This is a genomic window from Pseudomonas sp. RT4P38 (assembly GCF_054897765.1).
Genome location: NZ_CM142703.1, coordinates 3,523,668 through 3,544,696, shown reverse-complemented (window position 1 = coordinate 3,544,696; position 21,029 = coordinate 3,523,668). Strand labels below are relative to the sequence as shown.

13 protein-coding genes and 5 pseudogenes are annotated in these 21,029 nt (G+C 55.7%); 12 read left to right on the top strand and 6 right to left on the bottom strand.

Annotated features, from left to right (window positions below; genetic code table 11):
* Positions 1 to 143: 143 nt before the first annotated feature.
* Positions 144 to 725 carry a DNA-binding protein gene (locus ACYZT7_RS16350; protein WP_462037388.1) on the bottom strand — a complete coding sequence of 194 codons (582 nt, stop codon included), beginning with the start codon at positions 723 to 725 and terminating at the stop codon, positions 144 to 146.
* Positions 726 to 756: 31 nt separating this feature from the next.
* The gene (locus ACYZT7_RS16345) at positions 757 to 1,695 is read right to left on the bottom strand and encodes a hypothetical protein (RefSeq protein WP_462037387.1); all 939 of its coding nucleotides are present in this window, start codon (positions 1,693 to 1,695) and stop codon (positions 757 to 759) included.
* Between the two features lie 253 nt (positions 1,696 to 1,948).
* On the opposite strand from ACYZT7_RS16345, the gene ACYZT7_RS16340 reads away from it, so the two are divergent.
* The 5 genes and pseudogenes from ACYZT7_RS16340 to ACYZT7_RS16320 all read left to right on the top strand — a co-directional run.
* A complete protein-coding gene (locus ACYZT7_RS16340) occupies positions 1,949 to 2,617 on the top strand; it encodes a hypothetical protein (RefSeq protein WP_462037386.1) in 669 nt (222 codons plus the stop codon).
* A gap of 10 nt (positions 2,618 to 2,627) precedes the next feature.
* On the top strand, positions 2,628 to 4,490 hold the full coding sequence (locus ACYZT7_RS16335) for a hypothetical protein (RefSeq protein ID WP_462037385.1): 1,863 nt from the start codon (positions 2,628 to 2,630) through the stop codon (positions 4,488 to 4,490).
* Positions 4,487 to 5,467 (top strand): TniB family NTP-binding protein, encoded by a 981-nt coding sequence (locus tag ACYZT7_RS16330; RefSeq protein WP_462037384.1) that lies wholly within the window; start codon positions 4,487 to 4,489, stop codon positions 5,465 to 5,467. The genes ACYZT7_RS16335 and ACYZT7_RS16330 overlap by 4 nt, the downstream gene beginning before the upstream one ends.
* A 25-nt stretch (positions 5,468 to 5,492) precedes the next feature.
* Positions 5,493 to 6,962, top strand: coding sequence for a hypothetical protein (locus ACYZT7_RS16325; protein ID WP_462037383.1), 1,470 nt, complete (start codon positions 5,493 to 5,495; stop codon positions 6,960 to 6,962).
* Positions 6,963 to 7,686: 724 nt separating this feature from the next.
* Positions 7,687 to 7,761, top strand: a pseudogene (locus ACYZT7_RS16320) (hypothetical protein); the annotation flags it as partial.
* Positions 7,762 to 7,778: 17 nt separating this feature from the next.
* Here ACYZT7_RS16320 and ACYZT7_RS16315 read toward each other — a convergent pair.
* Complete coding sequence (locus ACYZT7_RS16315) at positions 7,779 to 7,970, bottom strand: hypothetical protein (RefSeq protein WP_462037382.1); 192 nt, start codon at positions 7,968 to 7,970, stop codon at positions 7,779 to 7,781.
* A 72-nt stretch (positions 7,971 to 8,042) separates the two neighbouring features.
* Positions 8,043 to 13,598: a CHAT domain-containing protein gene (locus tag ACYZT7_RS16310; protein WP_462037381.1), complete on the bottom strand. Its 5,556-nt coding sequence runs from the start codon at positions 13,596 to 13,598 to the stop codon at positions 8,043 to 8,045.
* A gap of 338 nt (positions 13,599 to 13,936) precedes the next feature.
* Here ACYZT7_RS16310 and ACYZT7_RS16305 point away from each other — a divergent pair, with 338 nt between their 5' ends.
* Positions 13,937 to 14,740 carry a hypothetical protein gene (locus tag ACYZT7_RS16305; protein ID WP_462037380.1) on the top strand — a complete coding sequence of 268 codons (804 nt, stop codon included), beginning with the start codon at positions 13,937 to 13,939 and terminating at the stop codon, positions 14,738 to 14,740.
* 892 nt (positions 14,741 to 15,632) lie between these two features.
* On the opposite strand, the gene ACYZT7_RS16300 is transcribed toward ACYZT7_RS16305, so the two are convergent.
* Positions 15,633 to 16,310 (bottom strand): dTMP kinase, encoded by a 678-nt coding sequence (locus ACYZT7_RS16300; RefSeq protein ID WP_462037379.1) that lies wholly within the window; start codon positions 16,308 to 16,310, stop codon positions 15,633 to 15,635.
* A 382-nt stretch (positions 16,311 to 16,692) separates the two neighbouring features.
* Here ACYZT7_RS16300 and ACYZT7_RS16295 point away from each other — a divergent pair.
* From ACYZT7_RS16295 to ACYZT7_RS16280, 4 genes and pseudogenes are all read left to right on the top strand, one after another.
* Positions 16,693 to 16,785: pseudogene (locus tag ACYZT7_RS16295) on the top strand (TRIC cation channel family protein); the annotation flags it as partial.
* Positions 16,765 to 17,175, top strand: a complete 411-nt coding sequence (locus ACYZT7_RS16290) for a trimeric intracellular cation channel family protein (RefSeq protein ID WP_462037378.1) — start codon at positions 16,765 to 16,767, stop codon at positions 17,173 to 17,175. The pseudogene ACYZT7_RS16295 and the gene ACYZT7_RS16290, both read left to right, overlap by 21 nt.
* A 407-nt stretch (positions 17,176 to 17,582) precedes the next feature.
* Complete coding sequence (locus ACYZT7_RS16285; RefSeq protein ID WP_462037377.1) at positions 17,583 to 17,699, top strand: DUF7693 family protein; 117 nt, start codon at positions 17,583 to 17,585, stop codon at positions 17,697 to 17,699.
* 54 nt (positions 17,700 to 17,753) lie between these two features.
* Positions 17,754 to 17,996 (top strand): AbrB/MazE/SpoVT family DNA-binding domain-containing protein, encoded by a 243-nt coding sequence (locus ACYZT7_RS16280; RefSeq protein WP_462037376.1) that lies wholly within the window; start codon positions 17,754 to 17,756, stop codon positions 17,994 to 17,996.
* A 217-nt stretch (positions 17,997 to 18,213) separates the two neighbouring features.
* On the opposite strand, the pseudogene tnpC reads toward ACYZT7_RS16280, so the two are convergent.
* Positions 18,214 to 19,357: pseudogene (tnpC, locus tag ACYZT7_RS16275) on the bottom strand (IS66 family transposase); the annotation flags it as partial.
* A 1-nt stretch (position 19,358) separates the two neighbouring features.
* On the opposite strand from tnpC, the pseudogene ACYZT7_RS16270 reads away from it, so the two are divergent.
* Positions 19,359 to 19,490, top strand: a pseudogene (locus ACYZT7_RS16270) (hypothetical protein); the annotation flags it as partial.
* A gap of 31 nt (positions 19,491 to 19,521) precedes the next feature.
* Positions 19,522 to 20,749: pseudogene (locus ACYZT7_RS16265) on the top strand (NAD(P)/FAD-dependent oxidoreductase).
* The last annotated feature ends 280 nt before the right edge of the window (positions 20,750 to 21,029 follow it).

The window sequence follows — 21,029 nt, the reverse complement described above, 5'->3', positions numbered from 1 at the left end:
CGAACCGTGGTCCGAAAATGCACTGCGTCTCTTCCAACAGCGGCATAAAGTCTCGCCAAAGGTTACCCCCGGCGCCATCTGGTGCGGATCCGGCGATTGCCGAAGGATCTGCGACCAATAGGGGCGACTAACCAGTTCTAGTTTCATCGCGTGTAACTCCAACGCTTGCTCGTGATCATATCGACGGTCCCGCGCGTTGAATGCCTGGGCAACTGCCAGCTGCCGCTGCGCTTTATCCAGATGATTATGCGCAACACGCACAGCAACTTTGGCGTCCTTGGCGGTTTCGCGTGACTGCTACAGACGTTCGCGCCACCGCGTGTTCTGCTCAATAAACGTTGACGTTGATCGGCGAACGCCTGTCGCTCCCTGGTCAGGCTTTGCTCAAGCGCCTGACGCTGCTTGGCGAAGGCTTTCTCCATCACACGGCGATCGTCAAGCCAAGCTTGTCGCTGGCGCGCGGAGGTCTGTTCCGCGTCCTGGCGTCCTTGTGCCGTCGCCTGCTCCCAGGGCAGGCCTAAGGCGTGGTTGATCGGCGCGGGTAGCGTATTCCTGTGCAGCCGATCGAGCAGTTGCGCCCACCATCGATCCAAAAGCGCGCCACTACGTTGTGGACTTCCGCGGCCCAACTGTGCGCGCACGCGCGCGGTGGTGGCATTGCGACCGCTGGCCAGAACCGCATCGGCCGCGGCGAAAATTTCTTCATCGCTCAAATCAACCGTCATTTCTGATGCTCTCCTACACCTCTAGATTGGCTCACGACCAAGGTATTACCCAAGGGAAAGGTAGCGTGCGACCTCGCGTGGGGTCGCACCACCGCCATGTCCCCGGCACAGCCTGCGCAAAGCTGACACGATCGCGCTGGGCTTGGCGAAACCGATGGCGCAAGTGCCTGATGAGGTCACCTCTCGCCAAATCGACAGTTGGGGCGGCACTGGTAAGCAACCGCAACAACACCGCCCGGTTCCAAAGTAAATGCCAAAACAGCAGACGCTCCCTGAGCCCCCATCCAAGAATCCAGCCTCTGGCTTGCAAGCGCTGCCTGATCCTTTTGAAACGGCGCAGCCTGTGCTGAAAGTCTTCGGGAGAGCTCGGCCAGGCTCTGAGAGGCCCAAACTTGTCCAGACGGTTCGCCTCTTGCAAGACACCGTATACGCCGAGCGGATCAGTCTGTGCGGGCAGATCCAAACAAGCACAGAGCACGTAACGAGCAAATACGACACGCAGCCATGAGCGCGAGCGGGCGTCATACAGACGTTCGCTGCCCATCAGCGCAAGAAGGCTTGCCAGACGTCGCCAATCCGGCACTTCGCAAAGCCGTTGCAGGCGCGCAACGGAGAAGTACCGCAATGGGCGTCGATTGAGGCGTAATTGTGTGGCCCAGCAGCCTGTGTCCTCCAGCGGATGAACCAGGCGTTGCAGTAGAGGCCAGAGCGGATCGTCCAGTACCGTTTGCAAGATGGGAAAGTCCTCAATGAGGGCTGCGCGCAGCGGGTTTCGGGGCAATCGGCCAGTGAGATAGTCAGGCCATTTGTGATTACACGAATCGGGAATCGGAAGTCCCTTGCGCGTCGCCCACCACGTGTCTCCCCAACGCGCAATCGCAGGTCCCGTGGCGGCAAACCCAGCCGCCTCGGCGAGCGTTTGGCCAAAGAAAATCGCCCGTAGTTGACCAACAGACTTGTTGTCCGACATCAGATGAGCTCCTCCCAGGTGCCATCATTGCCCCGCTAAATAATGGACCTAACTGGCGATTTTTGCTCACGGTTGCCAAGCCGTTACCCGAGGTGTGGTCAATGCGAAAACTTTTAGTGACTCTGAAACAGCCGAGTCAGAGCGATTGTTACGTCGTAGTACGTAATCGGAGTCGGTTAGATTTTTAGAACTAGACGTTAAATAATATAAACACTGCAGGCCCCAGGCTCTTCGACACCTAAGGAGGTCGGAAATGTTGGCCAGTATTAACAGCATGCCGTGTGATCCGATTCCCGCTTTCTCTTGGCCGAAGGCAGGTCATCGCAATTTTTCAACAACCTTTCCTTCTCAAAAGAACCGACGTTCGCTTCGCTGCGGGACTCGTTTGCAGGCTGACTTTTGCGTACGCCTGGAACATGACGCGCACGTTCAGCGATATTGGGCGCAGCCCCATGTGTTCAAGTGGACGGAAGGTACGAAAAAATTTCGCTATGCCCCCCATTTTCTGGTGGAGAACGACGACGGCGGCGGGTGCTATTGCACCGTGCAGGCGAACTTCACCAGCATGACTGCGCCGCAGGGCGAAACCTTGCTCGCCTTTGATGCGTTGTGTCGTGAGCAGGGCTGGCAATTTTCCCGTATAGCTGATGAAACCGTCCACACGCCGAGCTTTGCCACACTGCAGAAGCTGTACCTGCGCAGCTTGGACAGCACCCCTGAAGAGTACGCGGTTTGCATACAGATTTTGCCCGCGCTGGTTTGGCCTGCGACCGTCAGAGAGGTATTGAACGCCCTCCCACCGTCCTCACTCGCGGCACTCTGTAGCTGCTTATTTTCAGGGAGACTTCTGGCGGATCTGAGTCAGGCACTAAACCCGGACCTGATCATCCAAGGTCTGCACACGGGTGAAGGCAGTGTATAAGGAACTACCGTTGCCGGTAACCGGCGCTCAGTACCTGATCGACGGCATCGTTTATGAAGTGATAGAGATCGACGACGAGCTGGTCACCCTATCGACGCTCACGCACCTGCGCGTTATAAACATTGCCTTCGGCTCGTTCATAAGCGATCTCAAGCGTCGCAACATCACCTTGTTCGCCGATAAGCCGGGGGGTGGATCCAGCGCCATCGCTTTTCTGTTTCCCGACGATCCCAAGGTAATCGACGCTAAACGCAAGTTTCGCTACATCCGCACAGCGCTGAGCGAACTGCACAACCACCTACCCGAGAAGGCCACTAAAGCCATCATCCAGCGGATAGCGGGCGAAACCCAGGATCTCCATCCTCCCGGCTACTCGACGCTGTGCCGTTGGATCGCGCGTTTTCGAGCTAACGGCAGCGACGAATTTTCTCTGTACAAACGACCGAGCACGATGCCCCGCGGTCGCCAGCTCGCGGCGGAGATTCAGGCCAAGCTCAAAGAGCTCGTCGACGAGGAATACATGAAGCGTGACGAACGCATTACCATCCAACGTGTCTATCAATTGCTGGACGGTCACGTGTTACAGCTCAATCGACAACGCGCGGCAGCCCTGCAACCGTTACTGCGCCGACCCTGCCGCTCAACCGTGGTGCGCGCCATCGCCAAACGCAGCGGTTACCACTCGGATCGTGCGCACCTAGGGGCCGAAGCTGCCTACAAAAGGCATCAGTTTAGCGGTGAACAGGATCGGCCCAGTGCGCCACTGGAGGTCTGTGAGATTGATTCGTACCCCGTCGATATGAGTGTTGTTGATAAGCAGCACAACGTACTTGGCAAGATTGCCCACCTTTCCGTTATCTTTGACCTTCACTCGGAAATGGTCATCGGCTGGGACCTTTCGTTGACGTACCCATGTGCGGAAAAAACGTTAAAAACGCTTCGCATGGCGGTCGAGGCCGTCCCCGGAGAGGAGTATCAGCGAGGAGCAATGATACTTCTGGTCAGCGACGGAGGACCTGAAAATCAAAACAGCATGGTTGCCACCGTTCTTGATCGCTTGGGCATTAAGTGGACGTTGCCACCGCCCAAAAGCCCCAACACTCGCGCACGTATTGAGCGTTTATTTAGGACATTCGCGGCCTGGGTACATGAGCAGTACGGCACAACCTTCTCAAATCCGGAGGCGTGCCGCGATTACGACTCAGCGCGCCACGCCTGTTACACGATAGAGAATCTGGTGGACTATTTTCGCGAGTGGCTTGAGGACGTCTACCACAATACCAAACATGGGACGCTGCATATGCCGCCCCGGGTGGCTTGGGAACGCGCAATTCAGAACCAGTTGCCACCGAGAAAGTTTTCGTCTGAAACGCTCAACCAGTTGTTTCGCGGTGTCGAATACTCCGCACTCAGTGGCAACCGCGCCGCTTTTTTCAGCCTGACGTGGACCGGACCCGGGCTTGGGACAGTGAAGGCCAAGCTTCACAAGAACCAAAACGCGATCTGCTACTACGATCCATCTGACCTTGGGGTGATCTGGGTTGCGGCGCCCGATTCACCACGCGATCTGGTACCCGCCAGCGGCACCAAGAGAATTTACCAGGAGGGTCTGACGCTCTCCGAGCATCGACAAGTCCAAGCCAAGCTTGCTGCAGACGGTAAAGAATTCGATGATGGTGTTGCACACCTCGCCTTACTGCATCTGCGACAACGCATGAGCGTGGCTCACGATACGTTTATGGCGAATAAGCCCAAGCTTATTCGTCACAAGCAGGAAAGCCCCGACGCGGCGTCCCCCTGTTTTGAGCCGACCGCTTTCGAAGAACCTTGGGATGAGGACATCACCGGGCCCTGGCGGGTGGATGGAGCATGAGCACGAATCCGGAACGCCAAACCTTGGTGCTTAAGGCGCTCGAGCAGTGCGTGGTGTGGCACCCAAGCTTTTCCCGGGCTCATCAACTGGCACGAAAAAGCATGAGCACGACCAGGGATCGTCAAGCTGCCGCGTCGATGATGCTGACCGGTGACACCGGGGTTGGCAAGTCCACGTTGTGCAAACGGATTGAGGCGGAACTCAATATTGATACGGAACACGAAGCTGGGTGCAGCCATGTTTTCACAAAGCACTGTCTGCTTGTCGAAGTGCCGCCCAATGCCACTATCAAAACGCTGGCTATAGAACTGCTGACGAAACTTGGCCTGGAGGACCGTGGCCGCCTTGAACACATGGGCAGCGCTTCTCTAAATCGGCTCATCCTTCAGCGTCTGATCACCATGCAGGTACGACTAATTATTCTGGACGAATTTCATCGAATCCTTGATCAAGGCGCGACTGCGACAAAAAAAATGGTCTGCCGGTGGGTAAACCAAATCCTCAATCAGGCCACCATACCTATCGTCCTCGCTGGATTGCCGACGATTGAAACGCTGATAGACACCATTTCAGAACTCAGTGATCGTTATCCCTATCGCGCCCATTTGAGATACTTCAACCTTGCCGATGAGGCCGCGACCGCCCAATTCCGCAAAGTGATTCAGTTGATTGATGAAAAAGTCATTGAATTCGCAGAATTTACTGAACGAGTTACCCTCATTCAAGATCTGCTATTCAAGGCTATTTGCTTAGCCACCGGCGGAAACTTCCGTCATCTAAACATCCTCCTGAATGACAGTCTGACTCTCGCACTAGAGCGAGAGGACAATAAGCTCACCCTTGAAGACTTCGCCCGCGCCGCAGACGATCTCGATTTCTGTCGACCACACAACCCATTCCGTCTCTCTAGTCGAGACTTGACTGCAGCGCTAAGAAGGAAATATGCACGAGCTCTGTTACCTACCAAAGCCGACTGAGTTCGAGGGTCCCAAAAGTTTGTTGATGCGTATGGCGCATTACAACGGATTCGGTACGGTGAGGAATATGTGCACGTACTTTGCTATTAGTCCGCGCCGATGGGTCGACGTGCTCGGTCAAAACTCTCCATTGCTCAAGACCGTCGACAAAGAAGCCCCATTACTGGCCGACGGCCTGCGCAAAGCTTTTTACAATGTTGCGGCGGATAATTCGAGCTTTATAAAATATGACGATATATCTCTACTGCGCGGAGCTTGCCCAAACACTTTTTACTATTGTTCGCAGTGCATTGAGTCAACGCAATCGCCCATATTTCACGACATTCGCAATATTGGAATGTGCCTGCTGCATGGTACGGAATTGATTTCCGTATGTCCAAACTGCAGGACCTCAGAGCACTGGTACAACGCCCAACTGTTTCACTGCAAATGTGATTTTGAACGCAGGACGGCCAACCGAACTGTCGCCAATTTTACACCCGGTTTGTTTGATCCGTTTCAGTCGCCTCAGCTAGTTGAAGATACTCAGTTCAAACACGTTATTGCTAAGCTTTGCGTGTCTCTATGGGACGCACGCCGAAATGATGAAAACCATAAATCCTGCGACCTCCCCCTAGAGGTCATCGAACACATTAATATCACCGTCGCGGCACAGGTGGCGAAGTACCCAGGGTTTATTAAATCGTTGCATAGGGCCCCGTGGATCAACTACGGTTCTGCTTCTATCGCTTGGCTCGCAGATCGTGCTTTAAATCGGATTTGTATCGATAAACAGTCATGTCCGGATGACTGCTGTCGATTCGCCATAATAGACCGCAATAACGCAAGGCGGGCGATGTTTGAGGACGAGCAGTTATTGATTAAAATGGTCGACAGCTGCATAGTTCGCGGTTGGATGGAACGGCAGTCTTCTTGGCATTACACTCGTCCACCACGTTGCGAAATTATCCGCGATATCAACGCCGAATACTCTTCAGACGTCGATCAATGCCCAGCTAATGTAGAGGGTCTTACCGAGGATGAAGTGGCCGCACTGCTAAAATGCCCATTATCAGCGGTCAGCGGCTTGCTCAGGCAAGGCTGGCTGAAACATCTTGAAACGACGGTGCGGTTTCAATTACTCTTATCCGGCGTACTTGACCGCCCCTCAACGGAGCAGTTTGCTAAACGATACATTCTGCTACATGAGCTATGTGAAGTTTTTGATTTACCAGATTATCTGCTAGTCAAACTTATGGATGCAGCCAGAGTACAAACAAATTGTTTCACTTCAGGACCGAAATTTTTCCCTCGTGCCTCGACCTTGGCACTTATTAGCCAACTTCAGAACTATGCTTCGCTGAGCGCTGACGATATACACCGATTGCCCACCCAAATAATGCCTGACATGCTCGAAGACATCCGCTGTGCGCTCATGCAAATTAATGCATTTAAAAAAAATCAGGCAGAACATGTACCAGATCAAAAGCCAAAATATTTTTGTTTCGCCAAATAATTATCAGAATCTCAATAGAGACAACTAGGCGCAAATTATTTTTATAATGCTAAAGTCTTAGGGGTTCTGCCCCTCCCTGCTACCAATGGCCTGAAATCGTTGCGAGAAGAGACTAAACCCTCCAAAAACCCGGTCTAAAAAAACAAGATAACGGCTTTTGCGACATCGAGATTACTCCATCATTGGCCCCTCCAGCCGGCCAGCAACCTGCTGACAATAAAGGGTTGGCGAAAAATGTTGCGGGCCCGATCCTGCTCATGCCGGACGACTTCGAATCTGGCGACACGCTTCAGCTAATTCTCAAAACTAATGGACCAAGCTTCTCACATCTATTGAGCCGACCCCCGCTATAACCCCTATCCAGCGTTGCTAAATTCTCATTTCTGAGGGCCACCTAAGTAACCAACTGATTCGACAAACCCTGGTCGCTATTCGATTCTCGGCGTGACAGCCACCTCAAGGACTTTTCCATCCAGTTCGTAGCTGAAAGAAACACCACCCTGAAGCCATCGAACCCGCGTCGCGCATCGTCTGCCAGTAGCTCGAGTGGTGCCGCTTCGCCGGCCCGGATTCGCGCATCGGTGCGCAGCGCTGGCGGAAAACACTCCGCTGCGTCATTGCCAGTCTCCGCAGCGCCAGGCTCGCCGCCGGCAATGATCTATCCCTGCTTCCTCGATCGCGAAGAGCTGCCCAGCGGCGTCCTTGAAGAAGGCATTAAGAAGGCATTAAGAAGGCGCTTGGGGAATCTGGGGCGCTGATTGTTATTTGCTCGCCTGACTCTGCGAAAAGTATCTGGGTCAACAAGGAGATCCTTTTCTATGAGAGATTGGGACGTGGCGACCGCATCTTCGCCATCAGGTTTTTGCCGCGCGAATCGCCGCTGAGGGCAAACGAGCCAAGCTGGGGCGAAATACGATAGTTCTCGAGGGACCGATGCAGGCGTTTCGCGAAAGCAGCGTCCTTGCTGGAATAACTGATAAACGCTGCGTAACGCCAAAGGTCCGTCATGATTGCTCCTTTCAGCGTTCACCGCTGCCTTCGTGTGAAAAAAAATGTAGTGGTCTACTTATCCTGGGCGCTTCAATCCTGCGCTTTAACCCAATCCATCATCTTCTCCTTGAACGCGGTCACTGCCTCCTTCTCCGCTTTACTGGCCTTAGCCTTGTAGCGGTCCAACACAAAATCGGCCTGCATCTGTACTTCTCGCCACCTCAGCACGGCCGGCACCCGCCGCTTCAGGTCGGCGAACTCGTTGAGCAACCGAGCGCCATTGAGTTTCAGCGTGCCGCTAAGCAGTACCAAATACAGACCGGCGCGAATCATCGCGGCCACATTGTCGAAATCGGGATTGCTTTCCACCCAGGGTTTGAGCTGCGCCTGGACTCGCAGGATGTCAGCCTTGACGGGGGCTGATGCAATGACGAACAGTTGTGCGGCGAGACGCTCCAGGGCGGGCTCGTAAGCGCGGCCCGGGTCGCTGGCGATGGCACGTCGTTCAGCCTCGGCAAAATATTCTTCCATTTTCTGCAAGGCCAGGTGCTCGGCGGGCTTGTCGTGGGCCAGCACCTCGATCCAGGCCAGGCGCTTGTACGCCGTTCCGCAAAGGCTGGTGCGCCCCAGGGTCGGCTGCACTTTGCACACCCGAGTCAGCAGATTGATCGCCCCACGGATCTGCTTACGGGCCGAGCTCAGCACGGCATTCAATGCCTGCGGCGACTCCTTGGCTGCTGCGTTTACGTTCAGCCAGGCTCGGCGCGCCCGCAAATCGCCCAACTGTTCGCTGGCCTTGAGGCTGGCGCTGCCGTCGTTGGCGCTGATGGCGCGCTCGAACCAGTCGATCGCACGTTCGGTTTCCCCAGCTTCGGCCCAGGCCTGGGCGAACGCCTCGCACACTGTTCCCATCTCGATCCACAGGCGGGCGAAGCGGCTTTCCAGGATCTCGATCATATTGATGACTTGCGCCTTCGGTACTTTCTTGTAGCGGCTGTCATCGATGGCGATTTCCAATGCCAGCACCAAGGCCTGGGCCGATGCGATGCTGTCGAAGCCCTGATCCGCAGCCAACGCGGGCTGGTTGGCATCTCCCGGTGTGCGCGTGAACACCCAGTCCGGATCGCCGTAACACTGGAAGGCTGCCCAGGTATAGCCTTCGGGGGCGGCCTGCCAGGCCTCCCGGCGCGCCGATGCCACCGCATCGATGAACCGATAGCCGTTGAGCACCTGGTTATAGAACTGGGTTGCAAAGAGACTGGCCACACTGTCATCCACCGCCCAGCCCGCGACGACAACGCAACGCACCCCGATGGCAATCAGCTCCTCGGCCACCGTAGCGGCGAAACGGGTACGGTCGTAACTCAGATGCGCGACCTTCAACAACCTGGACGGGTCGATCGCCCCCTGGTAGCAACAGTTGATGAACACCAGCTCGGGCACTACGCGCATGCTCTTCATCTCCCTTGGACCAAGAAAGATGTTGTTGGACAATACGATTCCGCGCGGGTCCAGCATCTTGGCCTGGGTTTCACCGACCATGGTCGGCGCATCGATGTCCGGCACGGGTAACGCCTCGAACAGCGGCGGCTCGCCGTGGCCGGCGATGTGCACGATTCGCCAGTCGTGGGCCAGCAAGGCGCTGGTCACCGCCAAGGCATCGACCTTAAGGCAGGGATCGGTGTCCTCGGATATCAACGAGCGCACTTTGTCGGCCGGCAAGTAGTTTTCCATCAGGCGAGTAATGGCAAGGGCTTCGGCGCGCGCACCAGGCAGCCGCGGATACCGTTTGGCGTCGGTGAGCGGCTCGCCAATGATCAACACATAGGCGTCGGTGGTGGCATCGAGTACCTGTTCACGATAGTTCTCGGTGCGCAGCTTGCGCAGCAGTTTGCTGCGAATCGCCCAGGGTTCCTGATCTTCCGCCGTCGGTCTGTCCGGATCGCGCTCGGTATTGAGCAGCTCCCAGGGGATCGCGGCGGTGGAGCTGTCCAGTTCGATCTGCATTTCCGTGGTGCCACCGAGGTAGGCGTCCATCTCGAGTGGCACCAGCAATTTGAAAAGGGTCTGTCCGATGGTGTTTCCGGCCGAGGACAGGTTCGACGAGGCGCTGACCAACTCGTGCAGCAACGCCACTTGCGTCGACTGAGCCCGAACTTCGGCGCGGGCGCGCCGGGTGTCCAAGGTATAGGCAATCATCGGCAGCTGATTTTCATCGTATTGGGTGACGGCGGAAATGAAGTCGTAGCGAGTGCTTCGGTAGCCGCCCTCCAGCGGTCTACGCAGCCAGCCGGTGCCGGTCTTGATGGTCGGCGTCACCAGGAAATCTTTCGGTCGTGACTCGCCAAGCACGTGCACTGCTCGCCAGGCTTCGGTGGCGCGATCCAGGTACAGTTCGGTCAAGTGCAGGTGGCTGACAGTCGGCCACTCCTTTTGTTTGAGGCGAATGTTCGCGTCGCGCACCCCTTGGGCAATCAACGCCGCCGACTGCCCCGGCGACATGCCTGCCCCGCCGCTGCCGATCAGCGCCGCTGCGATCTCGAACTGCATCGGTGCCCCGCGGTGTTGTTCGGCCAGGCGCTGGGCCCAGGCCAGAACGCCTTGGCGCACCGTTTCCACCAGGTCGCTAGAGCTCAACTTACCCTCTTGCCCCAAGCCTACTACTACGGCTGCTTCGGGACGCGGCAGTTGCAGTGGATTTTCGCCATTAGCGGCGATGTTCATGAACACCTGGTTGCTGCACGGATACGAGGGATAGAGGCTCATCTTCAACGCATCGCCAAGCAGCCCACCGACCATTTCATCAACCACCCTTTCGGTGCCGGTAAGGCCGGCGCTCGCGTAGTGGCCAACTATCAGCGGATCGCGGGTGAACTTGAGGTTACAGTTGATCACCGTCACCGGCAGCGGTGGCAACTCCTCCCGCGCAGCTGGAATGATCGCCTGGCTGTAAAGGCTGAATACATCGTAAACACTAATCGGCAGAGTGATCCGGTTGTCCCGCACCGGCCTGCTCGTCACGTACGCCAGCGACCTGCGTGTGGAACCTCCTCGACTGGGCGTCTCACCCAGCTCCTTCAGCTCAGTGGTGCGGCCGGTCTGCAACAACGAAAGAAATGCCGGAAACGCCGCATTCTGTTTGGGCAAGTCACCGTGTGCGCAGCCCAACCGATAGGTCTGCACACCAGGCAGCAGAGCACTGCGCAAGGTCACGCGGCCATCGCCGCCGCCCACCGCATCCAGATAATTGAAGCCCTTTTCAGCACTGACCGCATAACCATCGGGGGTGAATTCCGCTTCGCCCACCACCATCGACAATTTGCCCTGCCAGGGGCTCAGGTCCTGAGCATCCAGCGCCTTGCGCAACCCTGTCGCGGCCTTCAGCACTTCAGCGCTGGGAACGCCCCAATCGTAGTAGTCTCGCTGGATACGCAGCTTGTGCCAGAGGCTGTGCTCTTTAAGCCACTGACGATCCCTTTCAGCCAGATCCGCCCAAACCGTGGGATCGGCCAGGTTTAACACTGGATCGAGTAAGTTGGCCTGTAGCTGGATAAATCCCGGCAACGTGGCCATCAATGCCCGGGAGTTTTGCGGCGAAAACGGTGCCCCGGCGAATGCCAGGCTATTGCCGAACGAGTCGTCCCCAGACAAGACCTGCATCGGCGCCCAGGACCCGCCATTGGGTGTGCCAAGCATCAACAAACGTGCTTGTGGGTCGGCCATCATCCGCTCCCACACTCGCGGGCACACGAGCAGCATCGTCCGCGCCAGCAAGCCGCCCATGGAGTGCGCCAGTATCCTGACTGGTTGCCGAGTCTTGGACCTGGCGTCGAGGGCGTTTTCCACGGCGTCCCCGAGACGCTGAGCCTCCCGTTCCATCGGCAGACGCCAATCGTAAGCGAACTCGATCACCTCGTGGGTCGCCTCGAGGTAATCGATCAGCTTGTCGTAGACCAGGCCGACCGCGCCATCAGGTTCTACGTCGTCGTGCCCCTCCTCCTTGTAGCTCAATTCGTCAAGGCCATTGATCAACCAAGGGCCTAACCAAATGCGTCGATCGCCAACCTTGAGGTTGCTGCCCAAAATGCCTGGCAGCACGAATACCGCTGGCTTCAGCGCAGATGGTTTGTCACTGCCCCCGCCACGACTGCCACCGGCATCGCGACCTTGCCAAGACAATGGCCCGATGGTTCGAAAATCCTTGGGCTCATCCAGGGTCAAGCCCTCGACAATGGCAGTCGCGGTGCGCTCGTTACTGAAATAGGAAAAGTGCGAAACAGCGCCGCCTTGATTGAGCAAAAATTTTTCTGACCTCGCTCTGGGTGCACCGCCGTACATTGAACTGGTTTGCACCACCAGGTCGTTGTCGGTCCAGAAATACGTGTCGGCGAGCAGGGTCTTGAGCCAACTGACCACCGAATCTCCTTCCATATCACCGGCGATGACCCGCAACTCACTATCGACGGGCGTGCGAATCAGGTGCAGCCACTGGACCAATGGGCTGTTGGGCATCTGTGCGGCCAGGCCGGGCATAAGCAACGGGTCGCTACGGCGTCGCGCCACTTCGGCCATTAAATCGATAAGCTGGGGCACCACTGGCAGACCGCTCAACTCCATGCTCCATTTGAGCACCGAAAGGTAGGCATCCAGTCTGTTCGACGCCAGTAGCGTACCGCGTGCTGGGCAGGCAACCCGCAGGAAACGCGTGACCTTCAGATGCTTGTTTTCGACCAGCTTGATCAACTGTTGCAGATCTTCGCGCTGGTCTTTGTAGTCATCACCCTTGGCCAGGTCTTCGAAACTTTGCAACAGGCCTGAACCGCCGCTGCAAACTTTCGCCAGCACCTCGCCGATCAACCCACCCCGCGAATGCGAAAGCAAATGAAGCACCGCCCCCTCGGGCAGCGCGTTAGCCAATTCCATGGCGTTCTGAATTGGGCTGACGGTCAAGGTTGGATGGTCCAGTGCATAGACACCGCTGTAGGTGCCAAACAGACGCTTGACCTTGGCCGGATGGTCGGTCCAAAGCTTGCCGAATGTGCCCTGAGTGTTGGAGAAGGTACCATGCAGCAACACCAGCAACGGCTTGCCGTCGATGACAATATCGGCGGCCTGCGTTCTGCCCTTGAGTGAGTCGAGGACCCTGTCGTTGAGCCGGTAGAGACCAGGGTCAACCTGGCTGTCGACCTTATTCGAGGCGAGCGTGGCGGCGGCATCCGCGACGTTGTCCTTACCGACACCGGTGACAATCTGGATCAACTTCACCAGCACCTTGCCAATCGGACCGCGTGAAGGGCCACGGGTCTGCCCCTGAGTTTCGGAAAGTCCATCCCACACCAATTGCGCGGGTATGCGTACGCTGTCACCGCCCTGTGCGCTTCGGGATGCCGCGTTCTGCTGCGCCAGAAACAGTTCGCGCGCGGTCTGCGGGTTAAGAATCAGCACGGGACCGTTGGCGACATGCACGGCCATTACATCTTTGTCCGGGTCTACGTCGAGCGATAATTCGCTACCAGTACCACGACGTACTGCTACCTGAACCGAATATTTCACCGCGCCTTCCGTCAGCCCGGCGGGCAAATGCAACGGTGCGCCAGTACCGGATGTGTTTTGCTCATGCCCCGAAACAACAAAAGTAATGTTCACTTATATGTCCTTGGCGCACGACCCATTCGTATTGATCAATACACAATAGGCGAGCGGAAAAGTTATCTTTATAATTTTTCGCCACGTACATTAGATCAAATAGTTTGCACTGAACAAGCAACAATCCGTTAAGTGTCAACGCTGTGATACACATTCAACCAAACATCGACAAAACAACAGCATTGGCTGGCTATTGATGGCCTGCGCGTTATGCTAGACAGCAAGACACATAATTTGGCGGCATCTGCTTTGTAACTATTCACTCTGAGTTGGAAGTACCGAGTCTACTGCCCGTACTTCACTCACATCCCCGCCATCAAGTTACCCGGGTACGTACCATGGCCAAGCTAAGTCTTACTACCGCCCTCAAAAAAGAATACGAGCAGTTATTCAATAGCTGCCTAATAAATCCGACACGTTTTAATGACGTAAATACCCTGGTGAAAAATCTGTACGACCACCGCGACCAGTATCAAGGTGTGGCCGAAAAAACGGCTATCCCCTGGGGATTTATCGCAGTCGTGCACAACATGGAGTCCAGCCAGAACTTCAAGAAGCACCTGCATAACGGAGATCCATTGAATGCGCGAACCGTGCACATACCTCCAGGCAGACCCCTTGGCCAACCTCCTTTCACTTGGGAAACCAGTGCCATTGACGCTTTGAGCCTGCGCAAGTTAGGTGCGAGGACGGATTGGACACTGCCCGGCACCTTGTATGAACTTGAGTTGTTCAACGGCATCGGTTATCGCATGTATCACCCCCATGTGCTATCGCCTTACCTATGGAGCTTCAGCAACCACTACCAAAGCGGCAAGTATGTCAGCGACGGCACCTGGTCGGATTCGGCAAAGTCGGCGCAATGCGGTGCGGCGGTGCTGCTGCGGCGCATGGCGGAGAACGGCTATATCGATTTCGTCGATCAACCTTCTCCTGTAGCACAGGACGGTCCGATCATCGTTAACTACTCGTCCACTAAGCCGGACAGCCCCGACGAAGTGGCCAAGGCGGAGAACCTGCAACTCTGGCTCAATACGTTCCCTGGAATATTTGTCAAGGTTGATGGTTCGCCAGGAGACAGGACGTCAGCGGCGTATTTTAAAGTGACGGGGCATTATTTGCCGGGTGATCCACGGCGGTAAGTTGGACCGCACATCAGCGGTGTATCTAGCCGTTGCTTACGTCGTATCTGATTTCAGTGGGGATTCGGGCGATCTCATCGAAGTCTGGGATGTGGAGACTGGAATGCTATCGGGTGTTGTGCCAATCTGCTATGACTGATGAAGAGCAGGAGAGACCTCCTTGTTGGCAATCCAACGTCAGGCAAAGCTGAGCGATCATACATACGGAAAGATGCCCGCTCCGGTGCATAACGAGCGCTCGTTACCACACCATAGTCAGGACTCCTTAATTGGGGAAAGTCATCGGTTATGAATCAAGCCAATACAGCACGTTGAAAGAGAACCTTTGGTATAAATCGGCGGGTGCGAGGATTACTTCGCACGCTATAAAATCATGCGTGCGCGTCTGAGTAACAGTGTTTGAGCTACGCATTCAAAATGCAGCAACAGCGAGCCGGTTGGCACGGAGTCTCGGCGTGGTTGCAACTGTCACCGCAGTGTTGGTGCCCGGGGCGACGGCTGGGTATGGCCTGAGGGCCGCGAACCGCGGTATTCAGGAGTTAATCTAGGTCAATGACTTACTCATGAACAATTATTCGTGAACTCACGAAAGACCTAACTACTGAAAGAGCTTATTTTTTCCAATGAGTTAGATGGAACATGAATATCTGACATCGCCCCATTGTTAAATGATGTGTCAGGACGGAACTTGTACCAAAGGTTCTTTCAAGCTACCAATCCCCGATCCCTCCTGTTCGAGCCAACTCAATACCCCGGCTCCAGCAATCGACGCTCGAACCGTCTTATCATGTAAGACCACCCCGGGCAGCTCGGCTCAGAGTTCGATGACAGGCACCCAGATCAAAGCGTCAGCCGGCTACCGCTGCGGCGACAAATCACCCGTTCGATCCTGCTAACAATCTATATCTACGGCTATCTCAACCATATCAAGACCGGCGCAGCGAACTTCGCCTACGGGACATCGAAGGACTCTATAGATCTCCGAAATCACCTGCATCGTTGCGTCTTCGATCGTTCCTTCATTACGGCATAAAACCCAGCCGTGATCTGCAATCGCTCGCTCAAAGGCCTTGGTACAAGCAACATGTTCTTCCAGCTTATGGATCACAGTACTGCTCAGCCCACGCCGTCGTGCCGCTGCCCTCCCCCATGAAATATCAGGGTCGGTGACAACCCCGACATGCAGGTCTGGCACTCGCACGTTTCGATCAATGTTCAACTGTAGAATCTCTGCAAACGGGACTATCCGGCGAAACGCGGCATCAGACGGGTACCAGCGATCGATCAAGATGATGCTGCCTGGTGGCTGTTTAGCCAGCACGTGCTGGGAAATCCAGGTACGGCTATTAGCTAAGCGCTCACAAACCCCCAACTCCAAATCCCGGGTGGGATTTCTGACGAGTTTGTTAACGAGGGTCATTGTTTCCCCCCTATAGGGATCGCTTTTTTTCTCGCAAAGTCGGATCACCTTTTTGTTGTCTGCCCTCAGTACTTTCGTAACGGCCTCCAACAGTGTGGTTTTGCCGGTTCCCTTGGGCCCATCTAGAGAAACAAACAGCGGACGATTCATTCTTCAAATAACGATTGATATACGGTTTTTTTGCCCGGTTCGTTCGCTGGAACCGCTTGGCGCGACTACGCGAATCGAATGGAGGGACCTTATGAACAGACATTGATGAACACTCTAACCTGATTTCTGGCTAACGGGTCTCAAAATCCAGGGTTACAGCCGCTTATGAACATCGGTCATCGCCCATAAGTTAAAGACAGGACGTTCCGTGAGCGTTGCATTTCCACCCACCCTTGCGACTCCGCCAATTTGAAAGTTTTCATGTCCAATTCGATCTCCGTCCGCTACATTGCAACGCACATTTGAAACTCAAGCGTGCGGTATTCGGTAAAATTTAAACTTAATGGCGCACCGAAACGCCGAATGAGCCGGTTGCTCAGGTTCGGCCATACGAGATCTGCTGCTGGGTTTACCGATCTTCTGGATTGCAGATTTCAATTACATTTGGGCTGCGTTGCTCGCCGCACTGCTTGCGTTTTTTCTTACCCAACGATTACAACGACGTTACCGCCTGCTGCTCTATCTGGATGGTTTGGCCGCTGCACTTTTTGGGCTGGCTGCTACTGAAAAAGTGCTGGCATTGCACCTTGCCGCGCCTTTGGCAGTCATGATGGGAGTGCTGACCAGCTTTGGAGGCGGTATAGCACGCGATGTCCTGGCTGGAAGGGTTTCACTGTTGATGTCACGGGAGATATACGCCACGCCGATCTTGTTGGGGTGCACCCTCTACGTCGTGTTGCGCAACATATTCCCGTCGGTCTGGGTCGCCGGTTGGATCGCTTTAATTTTCACTTTTGGCCTGAGGTTTTTGGCCATTTACCTGCATCTTCAAATGCCAGCGATTTTCTCTACCAAGCAGGGATAATTCGTCCGGAAAAACGGCACTGTCTTGAAATCTGGCAGCGCTACGCGGGTGGTTGCGTCAGTCACATAAGCAGCCCCTCATCACCTCGAACCTCCACTGCCTAGGTCGAAGAAATACGAATCCCCCATACGCCCCGCGTACATCGTGCGTCTCAAGTAGAAAGACACAATGCGCTGTCATAAATTGTCTCAGCTCAGCCCTGCATAATTGTTGAAATCAAGGAGTCATACCGGTACTCCTACAACACCATTCTTTAGCAGGGAACGTACCATGCAACCAAGATTCAAGGTGATCCAAACCACCAGACTGGAAGATGGCATGAAGCAATATCGGGTTGTAGATCTCGTCGAGGGAGGCTCAGCTAGCAAGCATGGGGTGTTCAAGATCAGGGCGGAGGCCGACACTGTTTGTTCGCTCCTGAATGCCAAGCATCCGCGTCGGAGCGGTGCGACGGGACTGATCCAGTCAACCTATTGAGTGCCTGGGAGTGTGAACAGCTCGAACGTTTGCTCGCTGAGCTCTGAGCCTGTACGCAAAAGACGTTACCATTGACGACTCAGAAGCAATGGAGACTACACGTGAGAAAGCCACCTATGAGAATCATAATCGAAGAATGGGATGGTGACGGTGCGATTCGAATTCCTGATGAGGCGTTGCAGGAATTGGAACTGGATGTCGGCGACGCTGTTTACCTGATAGAAGAATTTGTCGGCAACACGCGCTGCCTTGTCCTATCAAAAAAGCCTCAAATCGCGGATCGAATAGACGAGCTCACTGAAACCTGGGATAGCGGACAGCCTGGCAACACCCAGGAGAAATGAGGAAGCCATAAAATGCTTCGCTGAACCAGTACATCAGGCTGAACTTCAGAGTCCTTCGCCAGGCCGGAAACGCATACCTGGGCACATCACCTGAAGGCGCGAGATCGAGTCGGGCTTAAAAGGAGCGACCTCTCCATTGACGTCACTTCACACCACAGCTTAGCTATGGCTGCCATGTGGAATGAACGTATGCGTCCGGGCATCCCGTCTTGCGCAACTAAGCCGGTTGCCACCTGTGCGGCAGCAGCTCAGCGATATCACTCGCCCGCTGCGTCGGCAGACGTGTGAGGACGTCCTTCAAATACTCATATCGATCATGCCCATTGAGTCCCGCCGACTGGATCAAGCTCATGATCGCGGCCGCCCGTTTGCCGCTGCGCAGCGAACCTGCAAAGAGCCAGTTCTTGCGACCCAACGCCCACGGTCGGATCTGCTTTTCTGCCCAATTATTGTCAATGGGACGGCCCCGTCATCGAGATAGCGCGACAGCGCCGTCCAGCGTTTGAGGCTGAATCCAAAGCTTTGCTTATCGCCGAGCCGTCGTGCACGATCTGGCGCTGGGCGATCATCCAGGCATGCAAGGCGCCCATCACCGGTACAGCTTTTTCTTGCCGTATTCGGCGCCGTAAATCCGGTTCCAAATCACGGACTTCACGCTCGATTTCGTACAGCAACTGGATGTAGCGCAAGGCCTGCTCGGCGAGCTGGCTCTTGTTGGTGGCGTGTAACTCGAAGAACTTGCGCCGCGCATGGGCCATGCAGCCGATCTCGGTCACGCCAAGTTCGAAGCTGGCCTTGTAGCCACCAAAATCATCGCAGACCAGCTTGCCCTTCCAGTCTTGCAGGAAGTTGCGGGCGTGTTCTCCGGCGCGGCTGGGGCTGAAGTCGTAAACGACCGCTGCCAAGTCCGAGAACTGGCTGGTGGCGTAGGCCCAGACATAGGCGCGGTGGGTTTTCTTCGCCCCGGGGGTGAGCATCTGCACCGGGGTTTCATCGGCGTGGATCACGCCATGTTCCAAAACGGCATCACGCAGGGCATCGACCAGCGGCTGCAACTGCACGCCGCAGTTGCCGACTCATTGCGCCAGTGTTGAGCGGGCGATGGCCAAACCGGCTCGACCAAAAATTGATTCCTGGCGATAGAGCGGTAAATGGTCGGCGAATTTCGCGATCATGACGTGGGCCAGCAGCCCGGCGGTTGGGATGCCTTTGTCGATGACTTGCGCCGGAACCGGTGCCTGGATCAGGGTTTCGCACTGATCGCAGACCCACTTGCCACGGATGTGACGCTCGACGGTGAACACGCCCGGCGTGTAGTCGAGTTTCTCGCTGACATCCTCGCCGATACGCTTGAGGAAACAATCGAGCTGGGCACGTGATGTCTTTGGCAAGGAATTCCTTGGCGTCTATCTGGCAGTCAAACGCGCTGAGTACCGGCAATTCATGGCCGAGGTCGGTGAACTGGACTGGCGCTGGTACCTGACCCAGGCCTGACCGGCATTTATTTATCAGAAGGATCGATCCCATGACTGCAACAACACGCAATGTCACTAACGCTGCCCAGCGCAGCACCTCCTATTACACCGCCAGCCTCAACGACCCAATCCAGTACCCGACATTACAAGGCCAGGTCAGCGTCGACGTTGTGATTATCGGTGGCGGCTTCACCGGTGTCGCCACCGCCGTAGAGCTGGCCGAACGCGGGCTTAAGGTCGCGATTGTCGAAACCAACCGCATCGGCTGGGGTGCCAGCGGGCGCAACGGTGGCCAGGTCACCGGCAGCCTGTCGGGAGACGAGGCCATGCGCCAACAGATGCGCAGCCGCCTAGGCGATGAAGTGGACGATTTCATCTGGCACCTGCGCTGGCGTGGCCATGAAATCATCGAGCAACGGGTGAACAAGTACGCAATCACCTGCGACCTCAAGCACGGTCATCTGCATGCAGCGATGAAACCCTCGCACATGAACGAACTGCGAGCCTTTCACGACGAAGCACAACGACGCGGTATGGGGGGGCAGGTCACGCTGCTCGACCAGGCCGACGTGCGACAGCATCTGGACAGCGAGCTGTACCAAGGTGCCCTGAAAAACACCCGCAATCTGCACCTGCATCCGCTCAATCTATGCCTGGGTGAGGCTCGCGCCGCGCAGAGCCTGTGCGCGCCAGGTTCTGCTGGCCGGCGACGTCTACCACAAGCTCGAGCGCAAACAGCTCAAGGGCAAGATCTTCCCGGCCATGGGCGGAATTGTCACCACTGCTCCGCTGGGCGAGTTGGCGCGCAGGATCAACCCGCACGACCTGGCCGTTTATGATTGTCGGTTTGTCCTCGATTACTACCGCCTGACGGGCGATGGTCGATTGCTGTTCGGTGGTGGTGCCAACTATTCTGGACGCGACTCGCGAGATATCGCCGCCGAGCTGCGCCCGTGCATCGAGCGCACTTTCCCGGCACTGAGGGGCGTGGACATCGAGTTCCAGTGGAGTTGTGCGATGGGCATTGTGATGAATCGCATTCCGCAGTTGGGCAAGGTTTCGGACAACGTCTGGTATTGCCAGGGCTATTCGGGGCATGGCATCGCTACCAGCCATATCATGGGGGAGATCATGGCTGAGGCTTTGACTGGCACGTTGGCGAAGTTCGATACCTTTGCCGGGTGCAAGCACATCAAGGTGCCGCTGGGCGATGTGTTCGGCAATCCGATGCTGGCGGTGGGGATGTGGTACTACCAGATGTTGGAAAAGCTTCGCTGATAGCCAATAAAAAGGTTCTTCACGGATTACCGGGAAAGGCACTCTTGATCTTCATCGATAAAAAATTTGCTATCCCGGTAACCGTAGTCTGCATCCGCTTGATGACCTTTATCCGGTCGTTTTCCTGAATGTTTTCGTCGAGCTCGCCTACCGGTGCGGGACCTGGCTTCAGCCATGCGTTGTAGCCGAGCGTCTCAACACTCTCAACACTCTCAACACTCTCAACACTCTCAACACTCTCAACCTCTGCAACCTCTGCAACTACGCATCCACCCTATCA

Excerpts from the sequence above, each read along its gene's own strand:
- ACYZT7_RS16350 (WP_462037388.1), bottom strand. The coding sequence starts at position 725 with ATGACGGTTGATTTGAGCGATGAAGAAATTTTCGCCGCGGCCGATGCG.
- ACYZT7_RS16345 (WP_462037387.1), bottom strand. The coding sequence starts at position 1,695 with ATGTCGGACAACAAGTCTGTTGGTCAACTACGGGCGATTTTCTTTGGC.
- ACYZT7_RS16340 (WP_462037386.1), top strand. The coding sequence starts at position 1,949 with ATGTTGGCCAGTATTAACAGCATGCCGTGTGATCCGATTCCCGCTTTC.
- ACYZT7_RS16330 (WP_462037384.1), top strand. The coding sequence starts at position 4,487 with ATGAGCACGAATCCGGAACGCCAAACCTTGGTGCTTAAGGCGCTCGAG.
- ACYZT7_RS16325 (WP_462037383.1), top strand. The coding sequence starts at position 5,493 with ATGCGTATGGCGCATTACAACGGATTCGGTACGGTGAGGAATATGTGC.
- ACYZT7_RS16315 (WP_462037382.1), bottom strand. The coding sequence starts at position 7,970 with ATGACGGACCTTTGGCGTTACGCAGCGTTTATCAGTTATTCCAGCAAG.
- ACYZT7_RS16305 (WP_462037380.1), top strand. The coding sequence starts at position 13,937 with ATGGCCAAGCTAAGTCTTACTACCGCCCTCAAAAAAGAATACGAGCAG.
- ACYZT7_RS16300 (WP_462037379.1), bottom strand. The coding sequence starts at position 16,310 with ATGAATCGTCCGCTGTTTGTTTCTCTAGATGGGCCCAAGGGAACCGGC.